This is a genomic window from Gracilibacillus sp. JCM 18860, assembly GCF_055395245.1.
Genome location: NZ_AP043868.1, coordinates 3459397 through 3486007 on the forward strand (window position 1 = coordinate 3459397; position 26611 = coordinate 3486007).

General features: G+C 36.6%; 27 protein-coding genes. 17 read left to right on the forward strand and 10 right to left on the reverse strand.

Annotated features, from left to right (window positions below; all coding sequences use genetic code 11):
• Positions 1-126: 126 nt before the first annotated feature.
• From ACZ5R4_RS17255 to ACZ5R4_RS17270, 4 genes are all read right to left on the reverse strand, one after another.
• Positions 127-696, reverse strand: a complete 570-nt coding sequence (locus ACZ5R4_RS17255) for a GNAT family N-acetyltransferase (RefSeq protein ID WP_464367697.1) — start codon at positions 694-696, stop codon at positions 127-129.
• 67 nt (positions 697-763) lie between these two features.
• A complete protein-coding gene (locus ACZ5R4_RS17260; protein ID WP_054860326.1) occupies positions 764-1120 on the reverse strand; it encodes a hypothetical protein in 357 nt (118 codons plus the stop codon).
• Positions 1121-1154: 34 nt separating this feature from the next.
• A complete protein-coding gene (locus ACZ5R4_RS17265; protein WP_277678059.1) occupies positions 1155-1493 on the reverse strand; it encodes a hypothetical protein in 339 nt (112 codons plus the stop codon).
• Positions 1494-1635: 142 nt separating this feature from the next.
• Positions 1636-1986: a hypothetical protein gene (locus ACZ5R4_RS17270; RefSeq protein ID WP_464367698.1), complete on the reverse strand. Its 351-nt coding sequence runs from the start codon at positions 1984-1986 to the stop codon at positions 1636-1638.
• 421 nt (positions 1987-2407) lie between these two features.
• Between ACZ5R4_RS17270 and ACZ5R4_RS17275 the strand changes: the two genes are divergently transcribed.
• Positions 2408-3253 carry an MBL fold metallo-hydrolase gene (locus ACZ5R4_RS17275; RefSeq protein WP_464367699.1) on the forward strand — a complete coding sequence of 282 codons (846 nt, stop codon included), beginning with the start codon at positions 2408-2410 and terminating at the stop codon, positions 3251-3253.
• A gap of 107 nt (positions 3254-3360) precedes the next feature.
• Here the strand turns inward: ACZ5R4_RS17275 and ACZ5R4_RS17280 are convergent, their stop codons facing one another.
• The 4 genes from ACZ5R4_RS17280 to ACZ5R4_RS17295 all read right to left on the reverse strand — a co-directional run bounded on the left by ACZ5R4_RS17280 (position 3361) and on the right by ACZ5R4_RS17295 (position 7905).
• The gene (locus ACZ5R4_RS17280) at positions 3361-4461 is read right to left on the reverse strand and encodes a GntR family transcriptional regulator (RefSeq protein ID WP_464367700.1); all 1101 of its coding nucleotides are present in this window, start codon (positions 4459-4461) and stop codon (positions 3361-3363) included.
• A 57-nt stretch (positions 4462-4518) separates the two neighbouring features.
• On the reverse strand, positions 4519-5343 hold the full coding sequence (locus ACZ5R4_RS17285; protein WP_464367701.1) for a carbohydrate ABC transporter permease: 825 nt from the start codon (positions 5341-5343) through the stop codon (positions 4519-4521).
• A 14-nt stretch (positions 5344-5357) separates the two neighbouring features.
• The gene (locus tag ACZ5R4_RS17290) at positions 5358-6236 is read right to left on the reverse strand and encodes a carbohydrate ABC transporter permease (RefSeq protein ID WP_109985365.1); all 879 of its coding nucleotides are present in this window, start codon (positions 6234-6236) and stop codon (positions 5358-5360) included.
• Between the two features lie 265 nt (positions 6237-6501).
• Positions 6502-7905, reverse strand: coding sequence for an extracellular solute-binding protein (locus ACZ5R4_RS17295; RefSeq protein WP_464367702.1), 1404 nt, complete (start codon positions 7903-7905; stop codon positions 6502-6504).
• Between the two features lie 371 nt (positions 7906-8276).
• On the opposite strand from ACZ5R4_RS17295, the gene ACZ5R4_RS17300 reads away from it, so the two are divergent.
• The 15 genes from ACZ5R4_RS17300 to ACZ5R4_RS17370 all read left to right on the forward strand — a co-directional run bounded on the left by ACZ5R4_RS17300 (position 8277) and on the right by ACZ5R4_RS17370 (position 22896).
• Positions 8277-9410 (forward strand): GntR family transcriptional regulator, encoded by a 1134-nt coding sequence (locus ACZ5R4_RS17300; RefSeq protein WP_464367703.1) that lies wholly within the window; start codon positions 8277-8279, stop codon positions 9408-9410.
• Between the two features lie 164 nt (positions 9411-9574).
• The gene (locus tag ACZ5R4_RS17305) at positions 9575-10873 is read left to right on the forward strand and encodes a glycoside hydrolase family 125 protein (RefSeq protein ID WP_464367704.1); all 1299 of its coding nucleotides are present in this window, start codon (positions 9575-9577) and stop codon (positions 10871-10873) included.
• Between the two features lie 19 nt (positions 10874-10892).
• Positions 10893-12182: an ABC transporter substrate-binding protein gene (locus tag ACZ5R4_RS17310; RefSeq protein WP_464367705.1), complete on the forward strand. Its 1290-nt coding sequence runs from the start codon at positions 10893-10895 to the stop codon at positions 12180-12182.
• On the forward strand, positions 12169-13104 hold the full coding sequence (locus ACZ5R4_RS17315; protein ID WP_464367706.1) for a carbohydrate ABC transporter permease: 936 nt from the start codon (positions 12169-12171) through the stop codon (positions 13102-13104). Before ACZ5R4_RS17310 ends, ACZ5R4_RS17315 begins: the two co-directional genes overlap by 14 nt.
• A gap of 15 nt (positions 13105-13119) precedes the next feature.
• Positions 13120-13989, forward strand: coding sequence for a carbohydrate ABC transporter permease (locus ACZ5R4_RS17320; RefSeq protein WP_245902375.1), 870 nt, complete (start codon positions 13120-13122; stop codon positions 13987-13989).
• A gap of 35 nt (positions 13990-14024) precedes the next feature.
• Positions 14025-14666 (forward strand): YesL family protein, encoded by a 642-nt coding sequence (locus tag ACZ5R4_RS17325; protein WP_464367707.1) that lies wholly within the window; start codon positions 14025-14027, stop codon positions 14664-14666.
• Positions 14667-14714: 48 nt separating this feature from the next.
• On the forward strand, positions 14715-16517 hold the full coding sequence (locus ACZ5R4_RS17330) for a glycoside hydrolase family 76 protein (protein ID WP_464367708.1): 1803 nt from the start codon (positions 14715-14717) through the stop codon (positions 16515-16517).
• Positions 16518-16631: 114 nt separating this feature from the next.
• Complete coding sequence (locus ACZ5R4_RS17335) at positions 16632-17615, forward strand: Gfo/Idh/MocA family protein (protein WP_109985372.1); 984 nt, start codon at positions 16632-16634, stop codon at positions 17613-17615.
• 16 nt (positions 17616-17631) lie between these two features.
• A complete protein-coding gene (locus ACZ5R4_RS17340; protein ID WP_109985373.1) occupies positions 17632-18504 on the forward strand; it encodes a sugar phosphate isomerase/epimerase family protein in 873 nt (290 codons plus the stop codon).
• Positions 18505-18581: 77 nt separating this feature from the next.
• Positions 18582-19421, forward strand: a complete 840-nt coding sequence (locus ACZ5R4_RS17345; protein ID WP_464367709.1) for a sugar phosphate isomerase/epimerase family protein — start codon at positions 18582-18584, stop codon at positions 19419-19421.
• Between the two features lie 217 nt (positions 19422-19638).
• Positions 19639-20367: an ABC transporter ATP-binding protein gene (locus ACZ5R4_RS17350; RefSeq protein ID WP_054860340.1), complete on the forward strand. Its 729-nt coding sequence runs from the start codon at positions 19639-19641 to the stop codon at positions 20365-20367.
• A 37-nt stretch (positions 20368-20404) separates the two neighbouring features.
• Positions 20405-21847 (forward strand): hypothetical protein, encoded by a 1443-nt coding sequence (locus ACZ5R4_RS17355; protein ID WP_464367710.1) that lies wholly within the window; start codon positions 20405-20407, stop codon positions 21845-21847.
• The gene (locus tag ACZ5R4_RS17360; protein WP_277678073.1) at positions 21822-22109 is read left to right on the forward strand and encodes a hypothetical protein; all 288 of its coding nucleotides are present in this window, start codon (positions 21822-21824) and stop codon (positions 22107-22109) included. The genes ACZ5R4_RS17355 and ACZ5R4_RS17360 overlap by 26 nt, the downstream gene beginning before the upstream one ends.
• Positions 22106-22633 (forward strand): metalloprotease family protein, encoded by a 528-nt coding sequence (locus tag ACZ5R4_RS17365; RefSeq protein ID WP_054860344.1) that lies wholly within the window; start codon positions 22106-22108, stop codon positions 22631-22633. The genes ACZ5R4_RS17360 and ACZ5R4_RS17365 overlap by 4 nt, the downstream gene beginning before the upstream one ends.
• A gap of 5 nt (positions 22634-22638) precedes the next feature.
• Positions 22639-22896, forward strand: a complete 258-nt coding sequence (locus ACZ5R4_RS17370) for a hypothetical protein (RefSeq protein ID WP_054788405.1) — start codon at positions 22639-22641, stop codon at positions 22894-22896.
• Positions 22897-23101: 205 nt separating this feature from the next.
• Here the strand turns inward: ACZ5R4_RS17370 and ACZ5R4_RS17375 are convergent, their stop codons facing one another.
• Together ACZ5R4_RS17375 and ACZ5R4_RS17380 are read right to left on the reverse strand one after the other, a co-directional pair.
• Positions 23102-23578, reverse strand: coding sequence for a hypothetical protein (locus ACZ5R4_RS17375; protein WP_054788404.1), 477 nt, complete (start codon positions 23576-23578; stop codon positions 23102-23104).
• Positions 23575-23784 (reverse strand): helix-turn-helix domain-containing protein, encoded by a 210-nt coding sequence (locus ACZ5R4_RS17380; RefSeq protein WP_054788403.1) that lies wholly within the window; start codon positions 23782-23784, stop codon positions 23575-23577. Before ACZ5R4_RS17380 ends, ACZ5R4_RS17375 begins: the two co-directional genes overlap by 4 nt.
• A gap of 252 nt (positions 23785-24036) precedes the next feature.
• Between ACZ5R4_RS17380 and ACZ5R4_RS17385 the strand changes: the two genes are divergently transcribed.
• Positions 24037-26577, forward strand: a complete 2541-nt coding sequence (locus ACZ5R4_RS17385) for a rhamnogalacturonan lyase family protein (RefSeq protein WP_347835228.1) — start codon at positions 24037-24039, stop codon at positions 26575-26577.
• Positions 26578-26611: the final 34 nt, after the last annotated feature.

Consider the following 26611-nt stretch of genomic DNA (forward strand, 5'->3'; position numbering starts at 1 on the left):
ACTTTTAGCCAAAAATCATCACTCAAGCCTTCATTCATGAATTCTCTGATGAAGGCTTTCTATTCTTCTGAAATTCAAGCAAAACGATCACCATATACATCTGATTTTCTTAAATATCTTTCCATTCTATTCTAAAATATCTTCTAATCTAGTTTTTACAGCTCTCCATTCACTGTCAATAATGCTGTAATAAACAGAATTACGGTAGGTTCCATTGGCACGGACCATATGATTTCTTAGGATGCCTTCTTTCACTGCGCCTAATTTTTCAATAGCCTTTTGTGATCGAATATTTTGTTCATCTGTTTTAAATTGTATTCGAATCAGATTCATGGTTTCAAAACAGTGCTTTAATAATAAATATTTACATTCGGTATTTGTATTTGTTCCCCAAACAGCGGGACTATACCAGGTCCAACCGATTTCCAGGCTTTTATTTGTATTTGATATATCAAGAAAACGTGTAGATCCAATAATTTGTTCGTTATGGCTTAAGACAACAAAGGGAAATTCCTTTTTACTTTCTTTACCTTCTAATGCTTTTTCCATGAAGGACTGCATATCATTTATTGTTTGTACGTTTTCAGGTAAATGATTCCAAACGTCTTGTTCTACTGCAATTTCATATAAACCTTGTACATGTTTTTTTTCCATTGGAACAATTTTTACTTTCTCACCAATTAGTTGATCAAACATTTTATAGCTCCTATCTGTTTAACCATTTTACTTTCTGAGATTAAGTTAGTTTAATTAGGCTCGATCATTACTCATTGACAAAAATCTTTTCCGCAGGCTCTTTGTCTTTTTCTTGAACCCAAACTTTAACATTGTCTCCTTTTGCTAACTCATCAAGATTATTTTTATAGCCCACTATCTGTGTCGTTTCATCCACATATATTTCATACACAGGATATGATGCTTCTAGATCTGTTGCAGGTGGAGTAATGAAAAGAGACGTCTCTTTCACATCTTCGATAATAAAATTTTGATAATCTGGATTGGATTCTACTTGATGGTGAGTTTGTAGATTTAGAGTGGTATAGTTATTTTTATTTTCACTATTCTGATTGCAGCCAACTAGAGATATCAATAAGATTGAAAATAGAACAATTTTACTCAAGGAAACCCCTCCTGTCTTCCGTCCCCACCTTATTTTAATTTATTTTTACTACTTCAAATTTTAAATTATTCAAATCCCAGCTATCTCCATCATCATTTTTGGTAGCATTAACTTTCACGCGTTGTCCTATCTCATAATCTTCTGGATTGGATACGCTTATCACATGTGATATAGAATTTTGTACAATTTCAAAGGACTCTGATGGGGACACAGCTTCTTTGATTATCATTTCCCCATACACTTCCATATCCCCACTGTTCTCATCAATAAGAGTTATTGTCCCGTTAATAACCATTTCTTCTTTGTTTTGGGAACAACCGATCAATAGGAATGTTAAGAGTGCGAAAAGAAAGATTACTTTATTTGTTGTCATCTAATTTCTCCTTTGATCTCAACCTAAAATTCGCTATAATCCTATGAAGATATCAAATATTATTTTAACATAAAATTCCATTATAATTCTCAAATAATAAGAATTCACCTATCACCGGCACCCAAATAGAAAGATATTAATATTACTCACCAATCTGTAACAAATATCTATTTTCCATTCCATCATATTCAACAATTAAGATGTCTCCTCTTTCTTCTGTTGTGTAGATTGTTGCACCAACTGGTAGCTTAGTTGCCGACCATTTCGATATTTCTCCAACTCTTTTCCCTTTTGTTAATTCCTTTTTTTCTATCCAACCTATACCTGTACGATAAACTTTCCCATTAAATTCAAAGAGATCAGCCTCTGGGTCTCGTTTTAACACTTGCTCCTTGCTTAAGATACCACCTTCCTTTTCCCCTGGACTTTGTATACAGCCTAATAAAGTGATGGGCACCATAAATAAAAGAAGAAAAGTCAAAAGCAATCTCATGTAGGACCTCCAGTAGTGTTAATTCTTGATTAAACTTCGCTTTCTTTTTTTTCTACATGTCTTTCGTAAGATTTTTCCCAAAGATTCTTTCTAGGTAATGCATCTGATATTCTCTTATGAATATCATTCAGAATATAAAGTGCCCGAAATAGAGAACCAATAACAATTCCAAAGCTAAGGATGATTCCTATATAGGGTGGAATGAAAAATAACGAAATTCCCAATATTGTGCACAAAAAAATTGATAGTAATAAATACATAATAGTTCCTCCAATAAAAGTAAAGTTACACCAAAAATCTCTAGTCGAATTGGCTGTTAAGCTACATCACTTTGAATGTTAAGCATATAACATTTTTGGTAATTTTTAAATAATTTCTGGGGAACGCTAAGAATGAATTTGATTAAAAGGAGGCAATATCTGTGGACAGTCAAATGAATTACGGTAGTGATTATAAGTACATTCCCGTTACTTCGGTTGGAAGTGGTATGGGGATGGAGGTTTTACCTGATATTTTTCATTACACGATACAAATAGTGAATATTTTCTTAGTAGGGAAGCCGGACACTAATGATTTTGTGCTCGTTGATGCGGGGATGCCAGGTTCAGCAGAAAAGATTATCTCTGTAACAGAAGAACGGTTTGGTGCAAATAGTAGACCAAAGGCTATTATATTAACCCATGGTCATTTTGATCATGTTGGTGCCATTATAGAGTTAGTCGAACATTGGAAGGTTCCAGTCTATGCACACGAGAATGAGATTCCTTATTTAATTGGCCAAAAGAGTTATCCAGAACCAGACCCAACTGTTGAAGGAGGAATGGTTGCTAAAATGTCTCCATTCTTTCCTAATGAAGCCATTAACTTAGGGAAGAATGTAATGCCATTACCTACTGATGGATCTATACCATCTATGCCAGAATTCAAATGGATCTATACTCCTGGTCATTCACCTGGTCATGTTTCCTTTTTTAGGGAAAGTGATAGGGTCTTGATTGCAGGAGATGCATTTATTACGGTAAAACAAGAAAATCTTTTTAAGGTCTTAACACAAGATAAAGAAATTAGTGGTCCACCAAGATATTTAACAACAGATTGGAAAGCAGCCAAGGAATCTGTTCACAAATTAGCTTCTCTAAAACCAACGATAGCCCTTACTGGTCATGGATCACCACTTTCCGGCGAATTACTAACAGAGAGTTTAGATAAATTGGATAAGAACTTTGATAAAATTGCGAAACCAGATTATGGAAAGTATATTAACTAAGAGATATCTTTTTTAGGTTAGAGGGAATTACTGCAACAGGTATTAATTAAGCAATTTGGCACCACTCTCTAATTGTGAATAGATTAGAGAGTGGTGGTTCCTTTAATCTACTTGTCAATTGCTTTCGTCGTTATCCCTTTTATTAAAGTAGCGTCTATATAGTCATTTTCAATTTTCCTATTTCCATTAACCATATCGATCAGTCGTTTAGTTGTCATCTTGCCTAATTTTTGTTCATTTTGTTTTAAATGAGTGAAGTTGCTTTCCATGTCACTGAATGGCGTACTGTCAAAGCAGATAATCGATATGTCATTTGGGACTTGCAAATACAACTCCTCCACAGCTTTCTTAGCAAGTAAAGCAATATTATATTCTAGAGCGAAAATGGCAGTAATTTTTGGATGGCTTTGAATGTGATGTTTTATTCTTTCCACATCTTCGGATTTCGCTGAAAGTGGATAGGGGAGAGTGCTGTGGATTTCCGAGTACCATAATTGTCTGTCCACAATCAGATTATTTTCTGCGTAAGCTTGAACAATTCCGGTTATTCGGTCTTCAATAGAAGTAGTCTTATAATTAGAGGGCATGAGAATCGCAATGTGTTCATGCCCTAGTTGAAATAGGTAATTAACTCCCATTTGAGCTGCTGCTTCGTTATCTGTTGAGACAGTTGTGACACCGATCCCTTTAATAGACCTGTCAATAAGAACAAGTGGAAATTTATTGACAACCATCTTTAATATTTCGGAATTGTAATGCTCAGAATGTGCAGGTGCTATGGCAATGCCATCAACACCTAGCTCTCTTAATTCTTGAATTATTCTTTTTTCGTTTTCAGGAATACCTAAAGAAACTCTAAGAATAAAGTTGTGTGATTCCTCAGGTCCTTGCAATAGGGAGGTAACTAATTCATTACCAAAACTTGCATCAAGACTTGTCATAATTAGTCCAAACAAAGGTTTTTTGCTTGGTTTTTTATGATCAGGAGAATGTTTGTCTTTATCTGAAACAAAGGTACCTTTCCCACGTTGTCGATAAACTAAACCCTCTATCATCAGTTTTTCAATTGCTTTTTTACTTGTAATTCTGCTTACTTGAAACTGCTCTGCTAGATCTTTTTCAGATGGAATTCGGTCTCCTGGTTTGAATTTTCCATTTATTATATCATGTTTTATGGAACGATATACTTGCTGATAAAGTGCAGTCATACTTCAACTCCTTGATTATGTTTTTCGCTAAAATACATTTCATTCTCTCCAATAACTTTATCCTTTCGTTGCACCGCCGAAACTAAAACCTTGTGACATGAATTTTTGTGAAAATAAATAAAGAATAACAGCTGGCATCGTATAAACTAATGAAAATGCAGCTAGCTTTCCATATTCGACCATTCCGTAAGTTCCGAAGAATTGATAAATGGTAACAGATGCTGGAAACTTATCGGGTGATTGAATTAAAATATAAGGTACAAAAAAGTTTCCCCAGCTCATCGAAAAGGTGAAAATTCCAACAGTACAAATTCCTGGAATCATTAAAGGGGCTACTACTTTTCTAAGACAGGTCCAAATAGAAGCTCCATCGACCCAAGCTGATTCCTCCAATTCTAGAGGGACAGCATCCATAAAGTTCTTTAGCATCCATATTCCATAGGGCAATCCAGAAGCTGTTAAAAACAACGTAGTAGCGACCAAGGAATCTTGTAAATTTAAGAACATAAATAATTGATAAACTGGCACCATAACAGCGGTAATAGGTAATGAAGTCATGAATAAAATCGTCAGCATAAAAGGCTTTTTATATTTAAGTGCATATCGTGAAAGTGGGTATGCTGCGAGGCCCCCCACTGCAACTACAAGAATAGATTGGCCTAGAGATATAAATAACCCAATAATAAAGGAACGAATAGTTGCTGGATCAGATAAAATAGCCGTAAAGTTATCTAGCGTAAATTCAGAAGGTATTGTTAACGCCTGTTTTGCATTTGCATCAATGGAAGCAAGGATTACCCACAAAAGTGGTAAAATAAACAAAATACCAATAAACGTCAATACAATATAGGAGAGTTTTTTTTCTAATTTAAATCGATTCACAATTGACCTCCTTCCTATATTTGAACCTTCATTGAACGAATATAAAAAAGGCTAGCTATTACTCCAATAAGTAACAGGACGAGTGATATGGCAGTACCATACCCAAGCTGGTAATTAACAAATGCCTGATTGTACATAAAGATTGGCAATGTCTGAGTTGACGTTCCTGGTCCGCCTCCAGTCATTGCATAAATTAGAGTAAATACACCAAGTGTTTGCAAAGTAACTAGAATCATATTCGTTACAATCGAACCCTTCACTGTTGGTAAAATAATTCGGATTAGTATTTGTAATTTGGATGCTCCATCAATCATAGCTGCCTCTTCAATGGTTTTAGGCACATCGTCAAGCGATGCTTGGAAAACTAACATAGAAAAAGCAGTTCCATGCCAAATATTTGCTACACATACACTTATAAGAGGGAAGGTGTACAACCAAGTGATCGTCTCAAGGCCAAAGGATTGCAGGATGGCATTCAGTGTACCGCTATCGTTTAGAAAAGCAACCCAGCAGAATGCAACGACAATCTCTGGTGTTACCCATCCCGCAATGACGACAATTCCAATAATTCTTCGGAATGTCGTGTTTTTTTCTTTCATTAAATATGCCAGCAAAAATCCTAGAACCTGCTGTCCAATTATGGCAGAGATAAACAAAAATAGAATGGTCTTCGTTACACTGATTCGAAAATTAGGATCCTGAAACATTTCGATGAAGTTATCAAAGCCGACGAATGCCATTTGTTGTGCTTGTGCCCCTGTTAGGGCTAGGTCAGTGAATGAAAAATAGAAGGTTAATAATATTGGTCCGATAAAGAATATTAATAGAAGTATCCATGATGGTAATAAAAAAAATATCGATCTTAATGTAATCGCCCTTGACGCAGTATTCACAAGATCACCTCACATATAGAATTGTCTAGAAAGGCACTACCATGATGTATTCTTGCAATAGCTTACCACCTGACAACTACAAGTGAACAAAGAGTAGAAACAATCAGCCATAAGGGCAATCTATCGCGGATCACATTTTGTTTATTTTTAGAAGAGTAGTAGTATAGTAAAAAATGTAAGCAAAGACTTGGAAGCTTACGATTATCCAAGCTAGTTGAAACCATTTTGAGGCAAATGGAAAATTATATCTGATCTTAGGAATGAATTATTTTTCCATAATCTTATCAGCACCAACGATTTCAGTAACTTGAACTTTATACTGTTCTGCTGCTTCTTCAGGAGAAATGGAATCTGTCACTACTTGTTCTACCAGCGATTGAATGACAGTAGAAACATTTGGATATTTATCAACAGCAGGTCGAAAGTTGGTATTTTCTAGGAAAGAGGTTGCTTCTTCAAAAAACGGTAATTCTTGATATTTAGGATTTTCGGCTACCTCTTTGTATGGTGAAATATTACGATCATTTAGCTGTAATTCCAAATTCATTTCTGGAGTAGATGCCATTTTAATAAACTCCCATGCCAAATCCTTATTGTCTGATTTTGCCGGAATAGATAACGCCCAGCCACCAGACATCGAAGTAGTTCCAGGATCATTCCCGTCTTGAGTAGGCATCGCGGCAAAACCTAATTTATCTTCAAATTCTGGCCATGGTGCAGAACCATTTTCGTGCCAGTTACCTGTTTGCCACATACCGTCCAGCCCAATTGCCAGTTTCCCCTCTGGCATTAGTTGCTGGTAGGCAATACTACTACCTTGGCCATTAAGAACTTGTGATAAATTAGGTCCAAGCCCCTCTTCATAAATGGTATCTATAAATTTAAAGGCATCGACTAATCCATCACTCTTGACAATCCATTTTTCCTCTTCATAATCATATAGCGGATCATCTGTTCCGTATAAAAGCATCTCAAATGTCTGCATCGAGGTGGCTTCTCCAGTAGCTTTACCAGAATTCATCCACATCGGTACAACATCATCCTCGAATGTTTCTTTGACAGCCTTTGCCGCGTTAATAATGTCATCCCAGTTTTTTGGTTCCCATGGAACGGACACGCCAGCGTCTGCTAATAATTCCTTGTTATACCAGAGTCCTCTAGTGTCTGTATTATAGGGGACACCATAAATATTTCCATCCTCCGCTATAACACCTTTTTTGACTGTGTCGGTAACTTTATCCCAGCCATCCCATGACTCAATGCGATCATCAAGTGCTTCAAGATAGCCAGCACTGGCATCGGAATTGACCATAAAAGTGTCTTCGGTAACAATATCTGGAGCTGTATCCTCTGACTGAAGCAATAATGCAACCTTAGCAAAATAATCGCCTTCACTAACTTCTAAAGGAGATAATTGAACATTTACCTCTGGATTTTCTTCATTGAATTTAGGGATAACCATATCATTTAACCAATTTATTAAACCTTGGTTGGTACTTCCACCAGATCGGAAGGTTATAGTGAGTTCATTATTTTTCGCTTTTTTGGGATCATTTTCCTTATCAGTAGAACCAGTATCGGAATCACTATTTGAACAAGCTGTTGTAAAAAGAATAAGCAGAATAAGTAATCCTGCTAACAACACTTTTTTTCCAATGTTTCTATCCATAATAACTCTCCTTTAATTGTCATTTTTGTGTGAAATCAACATACGTACCATAAACTGTAAGCGCTTAGATATGATGTTATACCTCCTCTTTTCTGAGAAACTGTATTCCTTAATAAAATTATGTCAATATATATTGTCATATTCTATTTAATTGAAATTCTTAAGATTTTAATAGGGAATTAAAATTAGTCATTGCCATTCTTTTAAGGATATCGTGGAATATTAAACCAAAGACAGAAAAAGTAGTTTAAAGGCAAAGAGGTATGAGATGAAGATTCTTTACATATATGATATAACATGATATAACAACAAGTAAGGTTTTACTGGTAGGAAAGTAGGTGTTTCGGTTGTCGAAGCCATTGTATAAGGTTTTGTATGAAAATATTAAAAAAGATATTGTTTCAGGAGTTTACAAAGAAGGGGATCGAGTGCCGTCAGAGAAGGAATTATCACAGCAATATGGTGTTAGTCGCATTACAACTAAAAAAGCACTTGAATTATTAGCTGGAGATGATTTGATTACAAGACAGCCTGGTAGAGGTTCTTTTGTCAAACGGGCTTCAGGATTTAATCATAAAATGAAGGTGAATAACCAAAAAGGTGAACAGACTGCTTTACTGTTCGGTTTAGTGATAACCGATTTTGATGATAGCTATGGTACCGAATTAATTTCGTCACTGGAGAAATGCTCAACAAAGCATTCGAGTTTTTTAATCCTTAGAAGGTCCTTCGGAAAACCAGAATTGGAAGAAAGAGCAATCAAAGAATTAGTGGAATTAGGAGTCGATGGACTTATTGTTTTCCCATCTCAAGCTGAGTATTTTAGTGAGGAAATATTAAAATTAGTAATTAAAAAATTTCCACTTGTTCTGGTTGATCGCCATTTAAAAGGTATTTCCACTGCATCCGTTAGTACTGACAATGTTGCAGCAGCAAAAAAAGGGACTGAGCACCTTTTGGAACTGGGGCATAAGCATATAGCTCTCCTCACTCCACCGCCAACAGATACAACAGCATTAGAGGATCGAATTGAGGGTTTTGTCCAGGCACATGCGGAGAAAGGGGTTATGGTTGACCGTAACTTATGGTTGAATAATATAACTTCCACACTGCCCAATGCATTTAGACCGCCTAATTTTACTCAAGATATTAAAAAGATAAAAGACCATTTGGTGAAATTTCCTTATATTACAGCCTTATTTGCAGCAGAATATTATATTGCTCTGATGGCAAAGAAAGCGGTAAAGGAATTAGGAATGAGAGTACCAGAGGACATTTCTATTATTTGTTTTGATAGTCCTCCACGTCGAATAGGGGATTTTCATTTAACTTATTTATCTCAGGACCAGGAAAAAATGGGCCAAAAAGTATTTGATCTTTTATTGAAGCTGAAAAGTAAAGAGGAGCAAGAAGAAACTCCAAAGCGTTTGTTACTGGATGCCAGTCTGGTAGTTGGAGATTCTACAGCAGAGGTTTCATCGAAAAAGCAGAATAAGCTATCATGAAAGGTAACAGATAGGAGCTACCCTTAATTAATAGGTGGCTCTATTTTTTTATTTTTCTTTAAATGATATATACATGTAATATTAAATTTCTATTGACATATCATTAATATATCAATTATATTATTTGTAAGCGCTTTTACAAAGGAGGGGAGGTGAATGAAAGGATGAATCAATCTCAAATAACCATTCCAGAATCCATGATTAAGAAGATGGATCAAGTAAGAGCATATTTTAGAAATCGCCCTAAGCTAGGGGAGATATTTTGCAACTGTTTTAAAAATACTTTATTAACAACGGTCGAACAGCTTGAAGACAATTCTGTTTTTATTATCACTGGAGATATACCTGCAATGTGGCTAAGAGATTCTACCGCACAAATCAAACCGTATTTAACGCTTGCCAAAAAGGATCCACTGCTCGCCTCTATCATCGAGGGAGTGATTAAAAGGCAGATTGATTATATTAATCTTGATCCTTATGCGAATGCATTCAATAAAGAAGCTTCAGGCGCTGGGCAACAAAGTGATATAACTGATATGTCAGATTGGGTCTGGGAACGGAAATATGAAATTGATTCACTATGCTACCCTATCCAGTTATCCTATTTATTTTGGAAAGAAACTGGTAGTGTTTATCACTTTGATAAGAGCTTTCTTGAAGCAATGCAAAAAATTATCAATGTATGGCAAACAGAACAGTATCACGAGGAAAAATCTTCTTATCGCTTTCAACGACCAGACTGTCCTCCATCGGATACTCTAATTAGAGAAGGTCTTGGACATCCAGTTCAATATACGGGAATGACCTGGTCTGGATTTCGTCCAAGTGATGATGCATGTATTTATGGATATTTAATACCTTCTAATATGTTCGCAAGTGTGGTTCTAGGATATATGGAAGAGATTCTGAGTAAAGTCTATCATGAGCACCAATTAATCGAACGTGTCCATAAACTTAAGCAAGAAATACAAGCTGGGATAGAAAAATATGGGATCGTAGAACATCCAGTATATGGAACGATATATGCATACGAAACGGATGGGTATGGCAATTATAATCTAATGGATGATGCAAATGTCCCAAGTTTATTGTCCATCCCTTATCTGGGCTATGGCAATAGAGAAGACGAAATTTACCAAAATACGAGGGCCTTTATTTTAAGTGAAGATAATCCTTACTATTACCACGGGAAATATGCCAAAGGAATCGGCAGTCCGCATACACCCGACCAATATGTTTGGCATATAGCACTAGCTATACAAGGTCTTACTGCTAAATCTATGGAAGAAAAAAATGAAATCTTGACACTCTTTGAAAATACGGATGCTAATACTGGCTATATGCATGAAGGCTTCCATGCAGATGATCCAACAAAGTTTACGCGCAAGTGGTTTTCATGGGCGAATTCCATGTACTGTGAATTTATATTGGACTATATTGAAAAATCTCTAAAAAATGATTGATTAAAAAAGAGGTGCTGAGATGAATAAGAGTCGTTTTATTTGTATGTTGCTGTTAGGTTTGATGATCAGTCTAGTAATAGTGGGATGTAGTAGTGATAACGATGCGAGTTCTGATGGAAATAGTGGTTCAGATGAAGAAGTAAAGCTTACCTTTTGGGGAGATTGGACAGGGGATGGTGAAGAACAAATCAATCACATGGTGGAAATGTTTAACGAATCACAAGATCGCATCGAAGTAGAGTACGTTATTCAGGAGGATTTAATCACTAAATTTATGACAGGTATCACTTCAGGTCAAGTTCCTGACGTCATGATCTGGGATCGATGGAGAACAGCTCTTTATGCACCAAAGGGTGTACTACATCCAATTAATGATTTTATGGACGAAGACAGTGTTTCAGATGGTGACTTTTACAACGAAGCTTTAAAGGAACTGAGTTATGGTGATAAGTTATATGGCCTTCCCCTTACAGTTGATGCAAGAGCACTTTTCTATAATAAAGATCATTTTGAAGAGGCTGGTTTAGAGCCTCCTACCAATTGGGATGAATTACGGGAAGTTGCAAAAAAGTTAACGATAAAAGATGGAAATGATCTTGAACGGGCAGGTTTTTCTTTAATGGATTTAGGCTTGTTCAGTATGTGGTTACAACAAGCGGGCGGACAGATGATGACAGAAGATTTATCAGCTACTGCCTACAATAGTGAAGATGGTCTAGAAGTATTAAATTTTTGGAATCAATTAATCTATGAAGATGGAGTATATAAGCCAGGATTTGATAAAGGGCTAGAAGGTGCACAGCACCCATTTATTACAGGAAAAGTTTCGATGCATTATACCGGGCCGTGGGATGTGCAAACTTACAATCAATATTCTGATCAATTAAATTACGGGGTTGTTCCACCACCTGCTGGACCGGATGGCGACAAAGGTGCGGTAATGGGTGGTTACGGTCTAGCGATAACGGAAGCCTCAGAGAAGAAAGAGGCTGCATGGGAGTTTATCAAATGGTGGTTAGCAGATCCTGAGATTGCGTTAGAATGGGGAAAAACAAGTTTGAACCTCCCTGGTAATAAAGTTGCGCTGGAAGACCCGTTTTTCCAAGACAATCCGTTCTGGAAGCCATTTGTTGATACGTTAGAATTTGCAACGATTCGTCCTCAGCACCCCGGTTATCCTGTTGCAGAGGTGGATGCCTTAATTCCGAATTTAGAGAAATTCGTTTTAAAGAAGCAATCCGCAGAAGAAACTTTGGAAAAAGCCCAAGAAGCGGGAGATAGGATGCTAGAAGAAAATGAAGCTGAATAAGCAATATAGAGTCCATGAAAATGTACTCTCCATTGACTCTATTCCTAGAAAAAGCTCCTTTAACCGCTATCAGTCTCGAGCTGCGTATATTCTAATTGCTCCTGCTTTGATCCTTTTTATCATTTTTATGGTGATACCAATCGGGATGGCGATAGTTCTAAGCTTTATGGAATACGATATTATCAGTCAAATGAATTGGGTAGGCATGGAAAATTTTAAAAGATTAATAGATGACAGTATTCTTTGGCAGACATTTCGTAATGTCGGTCTACTAGCTTTTTTTTATGTACCGTTGATGGTTATTATTTCTTTATTGTTAGCGGTTTTAGTAACACAGCCCTATCGTGGAGTGACTTTTTTCAGACTTGCCTTCTATATGCCGACTGTAACTTCTGCTGTTGCAGCATCGATCGTTTGGTTGTGGCTCTTGAATTCTGAGTTTGGTTTAATTAATCAAATTCTAAGTTATGTCGGTATTTCGGGACCAGCATGGCTATCTGAGTCAGGACCGGCAATGGCATCCGTTATAGGGGTAACTCTCTGGCTAGGGGTAGGTGGAAACATGATTATTTATATGGCTGGGATTAAAGGAATCCCTGCACAGCTGTATGAAGCGGCCAAAATTGATGGTGCATCAGCATTTAAGCAATTGATTTATATCACTATCCCCATGTTGAGGCCAACGACATTGCTGACAAGTACGATGACGATTATCGGTGCTTTACAAATATTTGATCAGGCATATGTATTAACTCAAGGTGGGCCGGCAAATTCAACCAAGACAATTGTTTATCACATATATACCACTGGATTTGAGCAATTGCAGATGGGTTATGCTTCGGCTCAGGCGCTAGTACTTACATTGGCAATATTAATCTTTACTGCTATTAACTTTAAAATTAATCAAAGTAATGATTACTAGAAGGAGGGGAAAGAATTGAGAAGAAGAGAAAATATTAAGAAGCTACTGTTTTATATCCTAGGTTCAGCCATTACCGTCATTATGGTAATGCCATTTATTTGGAGCTTATTAACATCCATTAAACCCAATGATGAAATATTCCGCATTCCTTTGCAGTGGCTCCCTTCGATCATCACCTTTGATCATTATATCGAAGCATTCGAAGCAGTTCCATTTGGGCGTTATCTGATTAATTCCCTTTATCTTGCTGTCATGGGGGTGTTTTTTAATCTATTATTTGGTTCGATGAGTGGCTATGCTTTTGCCAAGTTGAAATTTAAAGGGAGAAAGGTAATATTTGCTATTCTGCTCGCAGCAATGATGATACCAGGAGTTGTTGTGATGATTCCACAGTATATCGTATTAAATCACATACCCTTAATGGGTGGAAACAATATTCTTGGTCAAGGTGGACACGGCTTATTAAATAACTTTTGGGCGGTTATCCTCCCAGGTGCAGCGGGTTCATTTGCCGTCTTTTTTATGAGGCAGTTTTTTAAAACATTGCCAGATGAATATATGGAGTCTGCTAGAATTGATGGTTGCAGTGAATTCAGGATCTACTGGAATCTATATCTACCGTTAACAAAGCCAGCTCTTGCTACACTTGGAATTTTTACCTTCCAGGCAGGCTGGAATAGTTTCCTTTGGCCTTTAATTGTTTTAAATGATCGATCGCTTTATACCGTACAAATCGGATTGCAGGCATTTACCTTCGACAAACAAACTGCTTATGGACCTATGATGGCGGCAACTATTGTGATCATTCTACCAATTATCCTTATTTTCATGTATTTACAAAAATACTTCATTGAAGGTGCAAATTTTTCTGGAATCAAAAGTTAAGATTAGTTTCTCTGTAATGAAAGTAGGTGTATGTGGTGTATAAGTTAATGGAGTGGACTGCTAAAATCTCCTTGATGAATATCATGTGGATTCTACTAACATTGGCTGGGTTTATCTTATTCGGTTTTTTCCCTGCGACAGTTGCTTTACTAATGGTTTGTAGAGATTTAACACAGAACAATAACAAGGTTGTATGGTCCTCCTTCCTAAACTATTTTGTGGAGAATTTCATAAAAGCTAATGGTTACGGATATTTTGTAACAACTCTCAATGTCTGTTTTATCTCATTAGCCATTCATTCCCTCAATAATTGGTCTATGGTAATTAGAGTGCCTGTATTGGTAATTGCCGTATTGACATTTATTGTTTCATTATATGTCCTGCCCGTCTTTTCTTACTTTAAAGGAACTTTTATTAACCATTTAAAGCTTTCCGTATTTATTGCTTTAGGGCATCCGGTAGTATCATTTGTTCTATTTTCCTTATTTGTCTTAAATTTCAGTGTGATTTTTTATTCCAACATTCTCATCGTTTTTCCCGCTTTATTCTTATTTTTTATGGTTAGTGTTTCAGCTTATTTGACCATGATCGTTTTAAAGCCGGTGTTTAATAAATTTAGTTATTCCAAAGATAAGAGCATATTTCCAGTTAAAAAGGTGTCGGGTAGTAATGGTTAATATATTATCTAAAGCTTTAAGAATAAACGATAAAAGGGAGTGTTAGTCTTGTTTTTGAAGTCAAATCAATTGATTGTTGCCACGATCTTAGTACCTCTAAGTACATTGTTTTTAGTAAATATTTCTAATCCTTTGGAGGTAAAAGCAGCAACGGAATGGAGTGAAGAGTATGATGCAACAGAAGGTAAACTGCATAATGTTGCAGTCGAAAACTCCGAAGCTGGTTACTTTGGCAATGGATACATTGCGAGTTGGAATGGTAATGGGCAGTTTGTACAACTTGAAGTGAGTGTCCCTAGTGCAGGTGCTTACACTTTCGTATTTAACTATTCAGCTGCTGCAGGATCAGCTACCCGCTACTTATCTGTTAATAGTGAGGTTGTGATCGAAGAGGTGCGTTTCTCTGGAACAGGTAGCTGGGGGGACTGGCAAACAACTTATGTAAAGGATGTTTATCTAACCTCGGGGGTGAATACCATTACTCTTGGTTTTGATTCCGCAAAAGGTAGTACCAATTGGCTGAATTACGACAGTTTAATTGTAAAAGAACCTAGTGAAAAACAGTCTGTAGAATGGGATTTAAAAGAGGAAGCAGAGCTAGCCCAACAATCACTCGAGGATAACTTTTGGGATAATGAAACGAGTATGTTTCGCAACCAATATCCAGATGATGAGGAGAATAACCGCTTTCATTATTGGTGGCTGGCACATGGTATAGACACACTAATGGATGGCTATGAGCGAACTGGTAATAGTCAATATATTGACAAGGCGACTGCTTTATATGCAGCAGTAAAAGAGAGAAATGGGGGAGATATCCGCAACGATTTTTATGATGACATGCTTTGGATGGCTCTTGCTTTACAACGCCTCCATCAATTCACGAATGATCCTGAACATGAACAAGCTGTTTTTACATTGTGGGAGGATATAAAGACAGGATGGAGTAATGAATATGGTGGCGGAATTGCCTGGAATAAATCTCAGTTAGACTATAAAAACACACCTTCGAACGCACCTGCAGTAATACTAGCGACTAGACTTTATCAAAACTACGGAAATGATGAAGATTTACAATGGGCTAAGAAAATTTACAACTGGCTCACTGATACACTAGTGGATCCGACAAATGGATTTGTTTGGGATGGAATTAACAGAACTGGTGATGGGAAGATCGATAAAGAATGGGAATTCACTTATAACCAAGGAGTTTATATCGGGGCATCTGTAGAGCTCTATCAAGTAACAGGTGAGGAAAAGTATTTAAATTCAGCTGTCAGAACTGCCAATACAGCCAAAAATATATTTTCCAATCACAACCATATTATTTACGAAGGAGGTTCCGGTGATGGTGGACTATTTAAAGGAATCCTTGTCCGTTATGTAACCGATTTAGTCAAGGTTGATCCGTCACAGGAACAGTTAGCACAATGGATAGTAGATAATGCAAAAAACGTCTGGAAAAAGGTTAAATTAGATCCTGAAATCTTATTTGGGTCCTCTTGGGAAGGAAAAAATAAATTACCAATTGAGCTAAGCCAACAACTAAGTGGTGTAATGCTGATGGAGCATGCTGCACAATTAGAACCAATTATTTTAAAACAAACTACCTCGTCATTAGAGGAACATATTGCCAATTATCAGGAAAATAATCAGCTTGATAAAGTACTAGCTAAAAAGCTTGGCAATCAAGTAAAGCAAGCGAACGATCACCTTGATAAAGGTCGCCTTAAACAAGCAGTAAATCACTTAGAATTATTTAAGAAGCATTTAGAAAAAGGGTTAGACAAAGGAGCAATAACGAACAAAGTATATAAAGCAATACAAGAAATCTTAAATAAATCCCTTTAACATAGAATAAAGTGTTCTTAAGACCTTCATTTGCTAAATGTTAAGTTTCGCTAACCATCAGTGAACAACTGATGGAGATCACCCTAAAATAAGGATCGTTGAGGAGTGAAAACTGTGAGAGAAATTCGTATTGGTTTTATTGGTACAGGGGGAATGGCTCAAGTACATGCCGAACAACTTTTAGAGTTAGAAAATGTAGAGATTAAATCAATTGCTGACATTAGTGAAACAGCACGAAATCAATTTATAGTAAGGAATGATTTACAAAGGGTCGAGCAATTTACTGATTATCAAGACATGCTTGAACAGGTTGAATTAGATGGTGTAGTGATCTGTTCGCCACATACCCTTCATTTTGAACAAGCAACCGCTGTATTAGAAAAAGGTTTACATGTGTTAATCGAAAAGCCGATGACTTGCTCTTCAAAAGAGGCAAGACAATTAATGGAAACAGCAAATCGGACGGGTAAAATGATGCAAGTTTCGTACCAACGTCACTTTCAACCAGAATTTATTTATATCCATGATATCATTCAAAGTGGAAAACTTGGTAAAGTAACATCTATAACGGCATCTCTGTACCAACAGTGGTGGAGGGGAAGACAGGATAAGTACGTATGGAGGCAAGACCCGAAATTATCAGGTGGAGGATTTTTGATGGATTCTGGCAGTCATATCATCGATGTTCTCCTCTGGACAACTGGTTTAACACCAATAGAAATATCTACAAAGCTCTCTCAACAGGGTGCGCCAGTAGAAATTGATACTTTTACCTCGATTCGTTTTAAAGAAGGAGCCATTGCTGGACTAAATCTTGTTGGTTATGCTCCTATATGGCATGAAACATATGTTTTTTGTGGAGAGAAAGGTGCTCTTTTTTACGATAATGATCAAATAAAGGTGTACTTATCCAATGGGGAAATGATTATCCCAGAACTTCCTAAGCAAACTACTAATCAAGACAAGAGCTTTATTGATGCAATCCTAGGTAAACATGAGGTAAAGGTACCTGGAGATTTTGCATTAAAAGTAGTCGAATTTTCGGAAATGGTTTATAAATCTGCAGGCTACAAGCCTTATGAAATGGATGAAGAATAGGAGAGAGGCTAAACATATGAATTTTCAAATTGGAATGCGTATTCCAGGGCAGATTGGTCAACAAGGTATGGAAAAGGTGGCTAATTGGGCGGCAGAAGTTGGCTTAGATTCCCTTGATGTCCCAGAACTAACCCCAGACGTAATAAAAGCATGTGATCATGCAGGTATTACTGTCGGAACAGTTGATGTAAAAAATGTAGGACAATTGCTTAGTATAAATGAAGAAAGTCGAGCTAATGCTGTAAACAGCTTAAAACAGCAAATGGATCACATATCATCGTTAGGAGCACGAACAATATTTATATGTCTCGTGCCAGAGGATCCTCAATTATCTCGAAAAAAGGGCTTTGCTATTTGGAAGGAGACATTTCCCGAAATAGTAAAACATGCTGAACAAACAGGTCTTTATATTGCAATCGAAGGATGGCCAGGACCAGCTCCGTATTATCCTACGCTTGGCTGTACACCTGAAATGTTACGAGCAATGTTTGAGACCATTCCATCTCAACACTTTGGAATGACTTATGATCCATCACATTTAGTACGACTAGGTATTGATTATATTCGAGTATTAAATGAATTTGGTGAGAGAGTCAACCATTGTCACGGTAAAGATACGGAGATTCTACATGATGAGCTTTATGAATGTGGTGTCCTGCCATCAACTTTTGGCGAAAAATATCTGTTTTCTGAAGGTTCATGGCGCTATACCATTCCTGGAGATGGTGAAATTAATTGGGGGAAGATTGCTCTTCGTCTGGAACGAATAGGATATAAAGGACCTATCAGTATTGAATTAGAAGATCATCGTTATAGTGAATCCCTTGAGGCAGAACAACAGGGAATTATTAAGGCGGTTAAACATTTACGACATTATTTTAAACGATAGCAAGGGATTAAAATATAGCCATCATGCTCGAGTAACAGTGAGGAGTGGACACAAATACTTGATAAAGGATGAAACAAATGCGGCATGTTAAGTTTGCGCTAAATTCCTCGACCTTGTTCCCATTTAATTTGAACATTCTAGAACAAATCAGAATTGCTACAGAAGCAGGTTATGACGGAATAGAACTTTGGATGAAGGATATAGTAACTTTCTTGGAAAGTGGAGGCTCATTACGAGAATTAAGAGATTGTATTACGGATCATGGAATTTCCTTAGTGAATACGATTACCTTTTTCAACTGGTCAGATGAGGATGAACAAAAAATGAAAGAAGGATTGAAGGAAGCAAAAGAAGAGATGAGAATACTGAAAGAAATAGGAAGTAGAGCTGTCGCAGCGCCTCCTTGTGAGAATATGGAGAATCTAAGCTTAGCTGAAATTGCAGACCATTTTGTAACATTAACTACTTTATCAGAACAAATTGGTTTGGATGTCTATTTAGAATTTTGGGGGCATGCTAAGAAATTAGCAACATTAAGCGAGGCAATGTTTATCGCATTGGAAAGCGGACTTCCCAATGTTAAATTTTTATTAGACACTTTTCATATGTATAAAGGTGGAAGTTCATTTGATAATTTAGCCTACTTAAAACGGGAAAACATCGGTATCTTTCATGTCAATGATTATCCAAAATATCCTACAAGAAATCAAATTACAGATAGAGAGCGTCTGTTTCCAGGTGACGGGGTGATAACAACAGAAAAAGTTGTCAGCTATTTAGAAAACATAAATTATCAGGGGTATTTATCACTTGAGCTTTTTATGGAAAGCTTTGAAAATCAAACGCCAACAGCTGTTGCTGCATATGGATTAAAAAAAATGAAACAGGCATATCTAGGAAAATCAGTGGGAGGATAAATCCTCCCACTGATTGATGTTTTAATAGTTTTATTAGTCCTATTACGACTTTGTTAAGGAATTGTTAAACAATGTTAAATTTGGAAAATAACCTTGATTGCTTATTTTTAGGTTGTTATAATCACTTTAGAAAATTCCTTCAGATTAAATCCTCCATGAATGAAACAGGAGACTTTCGAATGACTATTTTTAACTCTTGCCTAAGGAGGTAAATGTCATGCTAGAAATTCAACAACTTCACTTCTCTTATGATAAAAAAACACCGGTACTGAATGGCCTTAACCTAACTGTCCAACAAGGTGACTTTCTAGCATTAATTGGTCCGAATGGCTGTGGAAAAACAACCTTAATCAAGTTGATTTGTGACCTTTTAGAAAAACAAAAAGGTTCGATTAAGCTTGACGGACTTGATCATAATGATTTTAAAGTTAAGAATGCTGTATTGTATTTACCGAGTGATGATGTCCTTCCAGAGTTTCTAACTGGAAAAGAATACATAAATCTTATGCTAAAAATGTATAATGCCTCTATGGATGAAGAACGTTTTCACCGTTTAGTCAAATATTATTCCTTTGATTCAGCATTAGATGTCCTCATAGAGGAATATTCCAATGGGATGAAAAAGAAGGTTCAGCTCATTGCTGCGATGTTGATTGATCCTGAAATATTAATTATTGATGAAACATTGAATGGAATGGATGTCGAATCAAGAGAAATTACGAAACTACTATTAATGAATTTTTCTGGGCCGAATAAGATCGTGATTATGTGCTCACATGATCTGCATCTATTAGAAGAAATGTGTAATAAGGTCGTTATTCTCTACCAAGGAAAAATTCATACCGAAAAGAAGATTGACGATGTCCGCCAAACTACGAGCTTGCTCTCTATTTTTAGAGGGATAATGAATCATGAAGATTTAAAAAATGAGATTATCTCGAGCTAAGTAAATAAAAATCTAAAAGCTATTAGTGAGGGCAAAAATGAGATTATATCCAATTAAGCATCTAGTTCATTTATATAGCACCTTTTTTATGCGAAAAGTACTAAACTTTGGCATATTAAAAAATCCACTTATTCGTATTTTGTTACTTGTTGCCTTTCTTATTTTAATGACAGTCATTGCAGTGTCTGTATTTATATTTTTCTCTGAAGCATTACAGACAGAAGAAATCGTTTTATTTCTGTTGAATACATACTCTAGTACAATCATACTTTGGACGATTGTTGTCACGATTTTTCTCAAAGTGATCTTCTCCAAAGTGGATGGATTTTTACGGATGACGATTAATTTTCCGATTAGTAGTAAGGAGCGGAATTTCTCTGTTTTTCTTTATGAGACATTGATTTCCTTTGTAGTAATATTTCTACTTTCCTTTTCCGTTGTCCTGTCTATGGTATTGATCCATCAATTCGCATTTATCGATGTATTAATGGTGAATTTGTTATATGTCAGTACTTTTGCTTATCTCTCGTTACAGGTGATTTCCAAGCTAGTTTCCTTTGCTTGTACCTTTTTCAAAATAGAAAAGCTCTTCCACATTATTAATCTATCTATTCTTGTTTTTATTTTTGCGGTTTTCTTGAGAAAAGCACAAACATTGGTACAGGAGCTTGCTAATGATTTGATTCAAGAAACCAATACAACGGAGAGTATACTCTTATTCTTTCAACAATTTCATGAGAATTATGGTTTTTGGTTAACGACTCTCTTGTATGTCGGTCTTGTCGTTATATTGACTGGACTCATTATTGTGATCCCTGACCAATCTCATATGTCGAACTCCAAGCATCTTCTTGCCTTTCAAGCAAAAAACGTTTCTGTTATGAAAGCATATGTATTAAGCACTTTTCGAAATATGAATACATTGAATACGATAGCACTTGTGTATTTAGCAGCAATTATACTTATTCTTTTTAATTTAAGTGAATATATCCTTTATACGATGATTTTACTTAGTTTTAATGGTATCTATAGCTTTATCCATTCACAAAATCTGAGACAAATGATGTATAAATTTGATTATGTGGCATGGAAGGATTATTTATATTTATTAGTCTCACAGCTAATTATTATTTATCTTGTTTCGATCCCCTTATTATTATCTGGATTTATCATGATTACAACGGTTATTCATTTCATCATTCCATATGTTGTCGTTACATTCGGTGTGCTAATTTTCGTGTTAGCAGGGATATTATTTCCCCCCTATAATGACAATCCATTTTCCGTTATCACGAGTATTGCTGTTGTGATGATTCCGATACTTGTGATAGGGATTTCGCTAACCTTCATGAATTTGGGCCTTTGGATGAATATAGCTATTCTGATTTTTTTCTACTTGGTCATGATATTATTCAGTATTCAGGGCTTAATCAATCTGAGAAGGAGTTTTCGAAATGAAAAATTTGTTGACATACATTAATAGTTTAATAGCAGCTGTTATCACGACATTATTTATTTTAACGGCTAGTTTCCTAATCATGCTTTTTAGTAGCGGGGAGGAAGGTTATCGAACTACCTATTTTGGTAGTCTCTTCTTTAATAGTACCCCAACATCGGAGGATACATTGGAAATGCAATTTGGTGTTGCTAATGGTATTCCAATTTTTATAACGATAGCTATTTTGTTTGTCCTATTTATTTTTATCCTATCATTGTTTAAGCGAAAGTCGGCAGCTTCATGAAGGTTGTCTATTCGCTAGATCGTGTGAGCTTTTGGCTTTTTGTCCAACTATTCCTTGGACATTACAAAAAATTACTTGTGGCAATGGTAGTATTCAGTCTACTTCCATTAGTAATAGATACAAGCTGGACAATGGCTCGATACATCCTTCAATTTTATGTTATTTTTTTTGGTGGCTTATTTCTTTCCTTTATTATTCATGAATACTTGCATGCAATCTTATTGAAAAAGAGTAGGGAGGAAGGAGAGTTGGAGGTAGAATTCACCTTTGCCAAAATTACTATCTATCCGAAATTCACTTTAACATCGAAGGAAATGATGAAGGTAGCAGCGATGCCACTTTTTATTCTACTAGTTATCGGACTTGTTCTGATTATTTTTGCGAAATGGACAAACCAGAATTTCCTCATGTTTACCGGTTTTTTGTATGTGTTCCATGTTATTAACATCATTCCACCACTTGGTGATGGAATGATGATAATAAAAGCAATATTTCATAAAGACTCTACACTTGAAAGGAGGTGAAAAAAATGGCATTAGTTAATCGTTTATCTTTATTAGTTGTACTTACTCTTGCATCTTTGAAAAGCAATCTTACTGCAATGGTTGAAAATCGTAAAGTGCAATTCGATGGTTGGTTTATCGTGTTATTAGCAGTACTTTTAACACTTGCATTCACTATCTTTGCTGGTTTAACTATCTGGTGTCTTGTATACCAAGGTGGTTCTTTCAGTGGTAACTGGAGCTGGCACAAGTGGGGTGTTAGTGTAAAAGCTGAATGTGTGTAATGGGGGGCCTTCTAAAGCTATTAGCTTTAGAAGGCTTATTATACTATCAGTAAGATAAAATTCTTATTTGTTGATAGTATAAGAAAAACTTCGGCACTCGGTATTGGACATGGCGAATGCCGAGTTTTTCTAATATGCAAATAGGATGTACTCCTATAATGCAACAATCTAACATTTGATAGTATATATGCTTCTTTGTAGGATTTTATTTCATAAAATCCCAAATCACTTTATAATAAAGGAAATAATGAATCGTCAAAATACTTAAGAGAACATATACTACCATATTTGCACTTAATTCAAAGGAAATCATGTGCAAATAAAACGCAATCAATGTAAGAATCGGAATCACGGTTGTATAAAACATATAGATTCGTTTCGTAGCGATCGTATAAATATGTTGGGTTCCTTCATCTTCTTCATTGATTTCTGGTGGTTTAAGTGACAAAGGATTCCCTTTATTCCACTTTTGATAATAGTACGTATAGACAATTAAAAAGCTAGAAAAACCAATGAATCCAATGATTAGTATGACCATAAATAAGTGGATTCTAAACCCATTTATGGTTAAGATGGCTTGGTCGGGATTATTCATAATGAAATCAACATATCCGAAGAATAGTAATAAGGCAAAGTAGAAACATGCCATAATTAGTGGGTGATAGAGCTTAAATTTATTCACAAGTCCTCATCTCCCTCTTCTAGCAAAAATAACTCCTCCACTTTACATTGGAAAACCTTTGCTAGCTTCATTGCTAGTAATACGGATGGGAGCATCTTTTGTTTTTCAATAAATCCAATCGTTTGCCGCGTTACACCAATAAGAGTTGCCAGCTTTTCCTGTGAATAGCCATAACGCGCTCGATACTCCTTAAGCCGATTCTTCATTATGATCTCTCCTTATATACCATTGTAAAGGATCGTTTGCATTTTGTAAAGTATACTTACGTATAGAAGGATGCTTTTTTTCGTGATAGAAATAGGAGACTATTCTCCTTAGAAAAAACCTCTGATTTTTCAATAAGTTTCACTGATTTTTTAATGGTGTAACCAAGCTATGTTGGTATAATCGAAAACAGGAAGGGAGGTAAATTTTTCTTAATCTAAAATTTGTAAGCGATTTCAAAAAGGAGTGATTATTTGTTAAAGCAATCATGGGCAAAAAAGACACTAGTTTCCATTAGTACGTTAGTATTACTATTTTCGGGTGTGATTAATATTTCAGCAGTAGAGAAAAAAGGTACAATGAACAGTATCCAGCTAGAAAAATTAGATCGAGGCTTAGTAGCTGCATCTACTTCGGAAGGTGTCTTCTTGAGCTGGCGTTTACTAGCTAATGAAGTCACTGGCTATTCTGAAACAGGGCTAACAGGTGTGAATTTCCATGTGTATCGAGATGGTGAAAAGATTGCAACAGTCGAGGAAAGCACGAACTATTTGGATAAAGCAGGCTCTAGCAATCATGAATATGCGGTTCATGCCGTAATAAATGGAAAAGAGGTCGAAGAAAGTAAAACGATTCTCCCGTGGGACAAAGCGTATTATGATTTATCATTACAAAAGCCTGCAGATGGAATAACACTAGCAGGGGAATCTTTTACTTACCACGCGAATGATATGAGTGTTGGGGACATGAACGGAGATGGTCAATACGAGTATGTTGTCAAATGGGAGCCGTCTAATGCTAAGGATGTATCTCAGGTTGGCTATACTGGAAAAACCTATCTTGATACGTACACTCTTGATGGAAAACTTCTTTACCGAATCGATTTAGGTGTCAATATCCGCTCAGGAGCACATTATACACAGTTTTTAGTATATGATTTTGACGGCAATGGTAAGTCAGAAATAATGTTAAAGACAGCTCCTGGTACGAAGGTACTCAGATATGATGAAAACGGTGAAGTAATATCGGAAGAATTTATCACGATGCCAGAAGAGGATAAGGAACAGGGGTACAGTCATCATGATGATTATCGCATGAGTAGTGAGGATTATTATGCACATATCGTAGACTTATTTAGAAACTGGCATGAGCAAGAAGAGGTTATTAGTGGAGAGTGGCCTGCTACATTAGAGGAATGCTTTGGAATAGAATCGAAATATGCTTATCCTTTATCACAGGAGGACGCAGAAAATCTAGCTGATTATTTTATCGATGTCTATGCTCCAGAAAGAAGTAGTCGTAACGATTTACGCAATTTTGAAGGCTTTATCCTAGAAGGACCAGAGTATGTGACGGTTTTTGATGGAGAAACTGGTGGAGAGTTAGAGACAATTCATTACAAGCCTGGGAGTCGAGATGATGGATTAAGATGGGGAGATTATGCTATGTCCCGTATCGAGCCTGGTAATCGTGTCGATCGTTTTCTAGCAGGTGTTGCGTATTTAGATGGGCAACGGCCTTCTGCCGTTTTTGCTAGAGGTTATTATACAAGAGCTACGATTGTCACTTACAACTGGGATGGGGAGCATCTTCGTGAAAATTGGTATGTAGACAGTGGTTGGACACCGATGAGCAACCCATTTAATGATGGTCCACACGGTGTGGATGGAACGGACAAGGAATTTGGAAGTATTACCACTCAAGGCTTTCATTCCTTAAGTGCAGCAGACGTTGATGGAGATGGAAAACAAGAAATTGTTTATGGCTCGGCTACGATTGATCATGATGGCTCTTTATTGTATAGCTCGATGGATGAGATGCCGGAGGAAGCAGCTGGAGAAGGAATCGCTCGTTTAGGCCATGGAGATGCCATGCATGTTGCCGATATTGATCCGAACAGACCTGGTTTGGAAATGTATATGGTTTTTGAAGGCGGTGCTTGGGCTCCTTATGGTTATGCACTAAGAGATGCTGCGACTGGTGAGGTTCTTTATGGTGATTACACAGGAAAAGATACTGGCCGCGGAATGATCGGTGATATAGATCCAACGAAACCAGGCTTAGAAACATGGGCTGTTAAATTACAAACGGCTGAGGGGGAAGACATTACTGAATCCAAGGGGCTTCCTGGAACCAACATGAGCATTAAATGGTCTGCTGATATGACGACTCAACTTATTAATGGATCTAGAGACCAAACTCCAACCATTGATGATTGGCAGAAGGGTACTGTGTTAACGGCAGAAGGTACGAGAACCAATAACTGGACGAAAGGAAATCCAAGCCTTGTTGCAGATATATTTGGTGACTGGCGTGAGGAGTTACTAGTAAGAACAGAGGATAGCTCAGCTATTCGTATTTACTTGAGTACAGAAGTAACAGATCACAAGCTTTATACGTTAATGCATGATCCACAGTATCGTGCAGAGGTGGCGAGACAAAATACGTCCTATAATCAACCATCCTATACGAGCTTTTATTTTGGTTCGGATATGGATTGGTCAACAGTTCCCGTTCCCACTGTTGAATTTCCTGTTCAGCTGTCTAGCCTACAAGATTTAATGGATGGATACATCGAGTCGGGAGACCTGCGAGGTCCATTGGCAAAACAATTGACCAATACGTATAGGCAAATGATCCACCATTATGAAAAAGACTCCATTAAACAAGCGCGTAAGTTCCTTGCCAAGTTCGAAAGACAAGTAGAGAAACGGTCGATGGAACGCTTTATTTCGGCAAGTGCAAAGGAACAATTAACGAAAAGAGTAAAGCAATTAATAGAACAGCTAAGCTAAGTTTGAAACCTACCACCTCTGGTTAAGAAGTGGT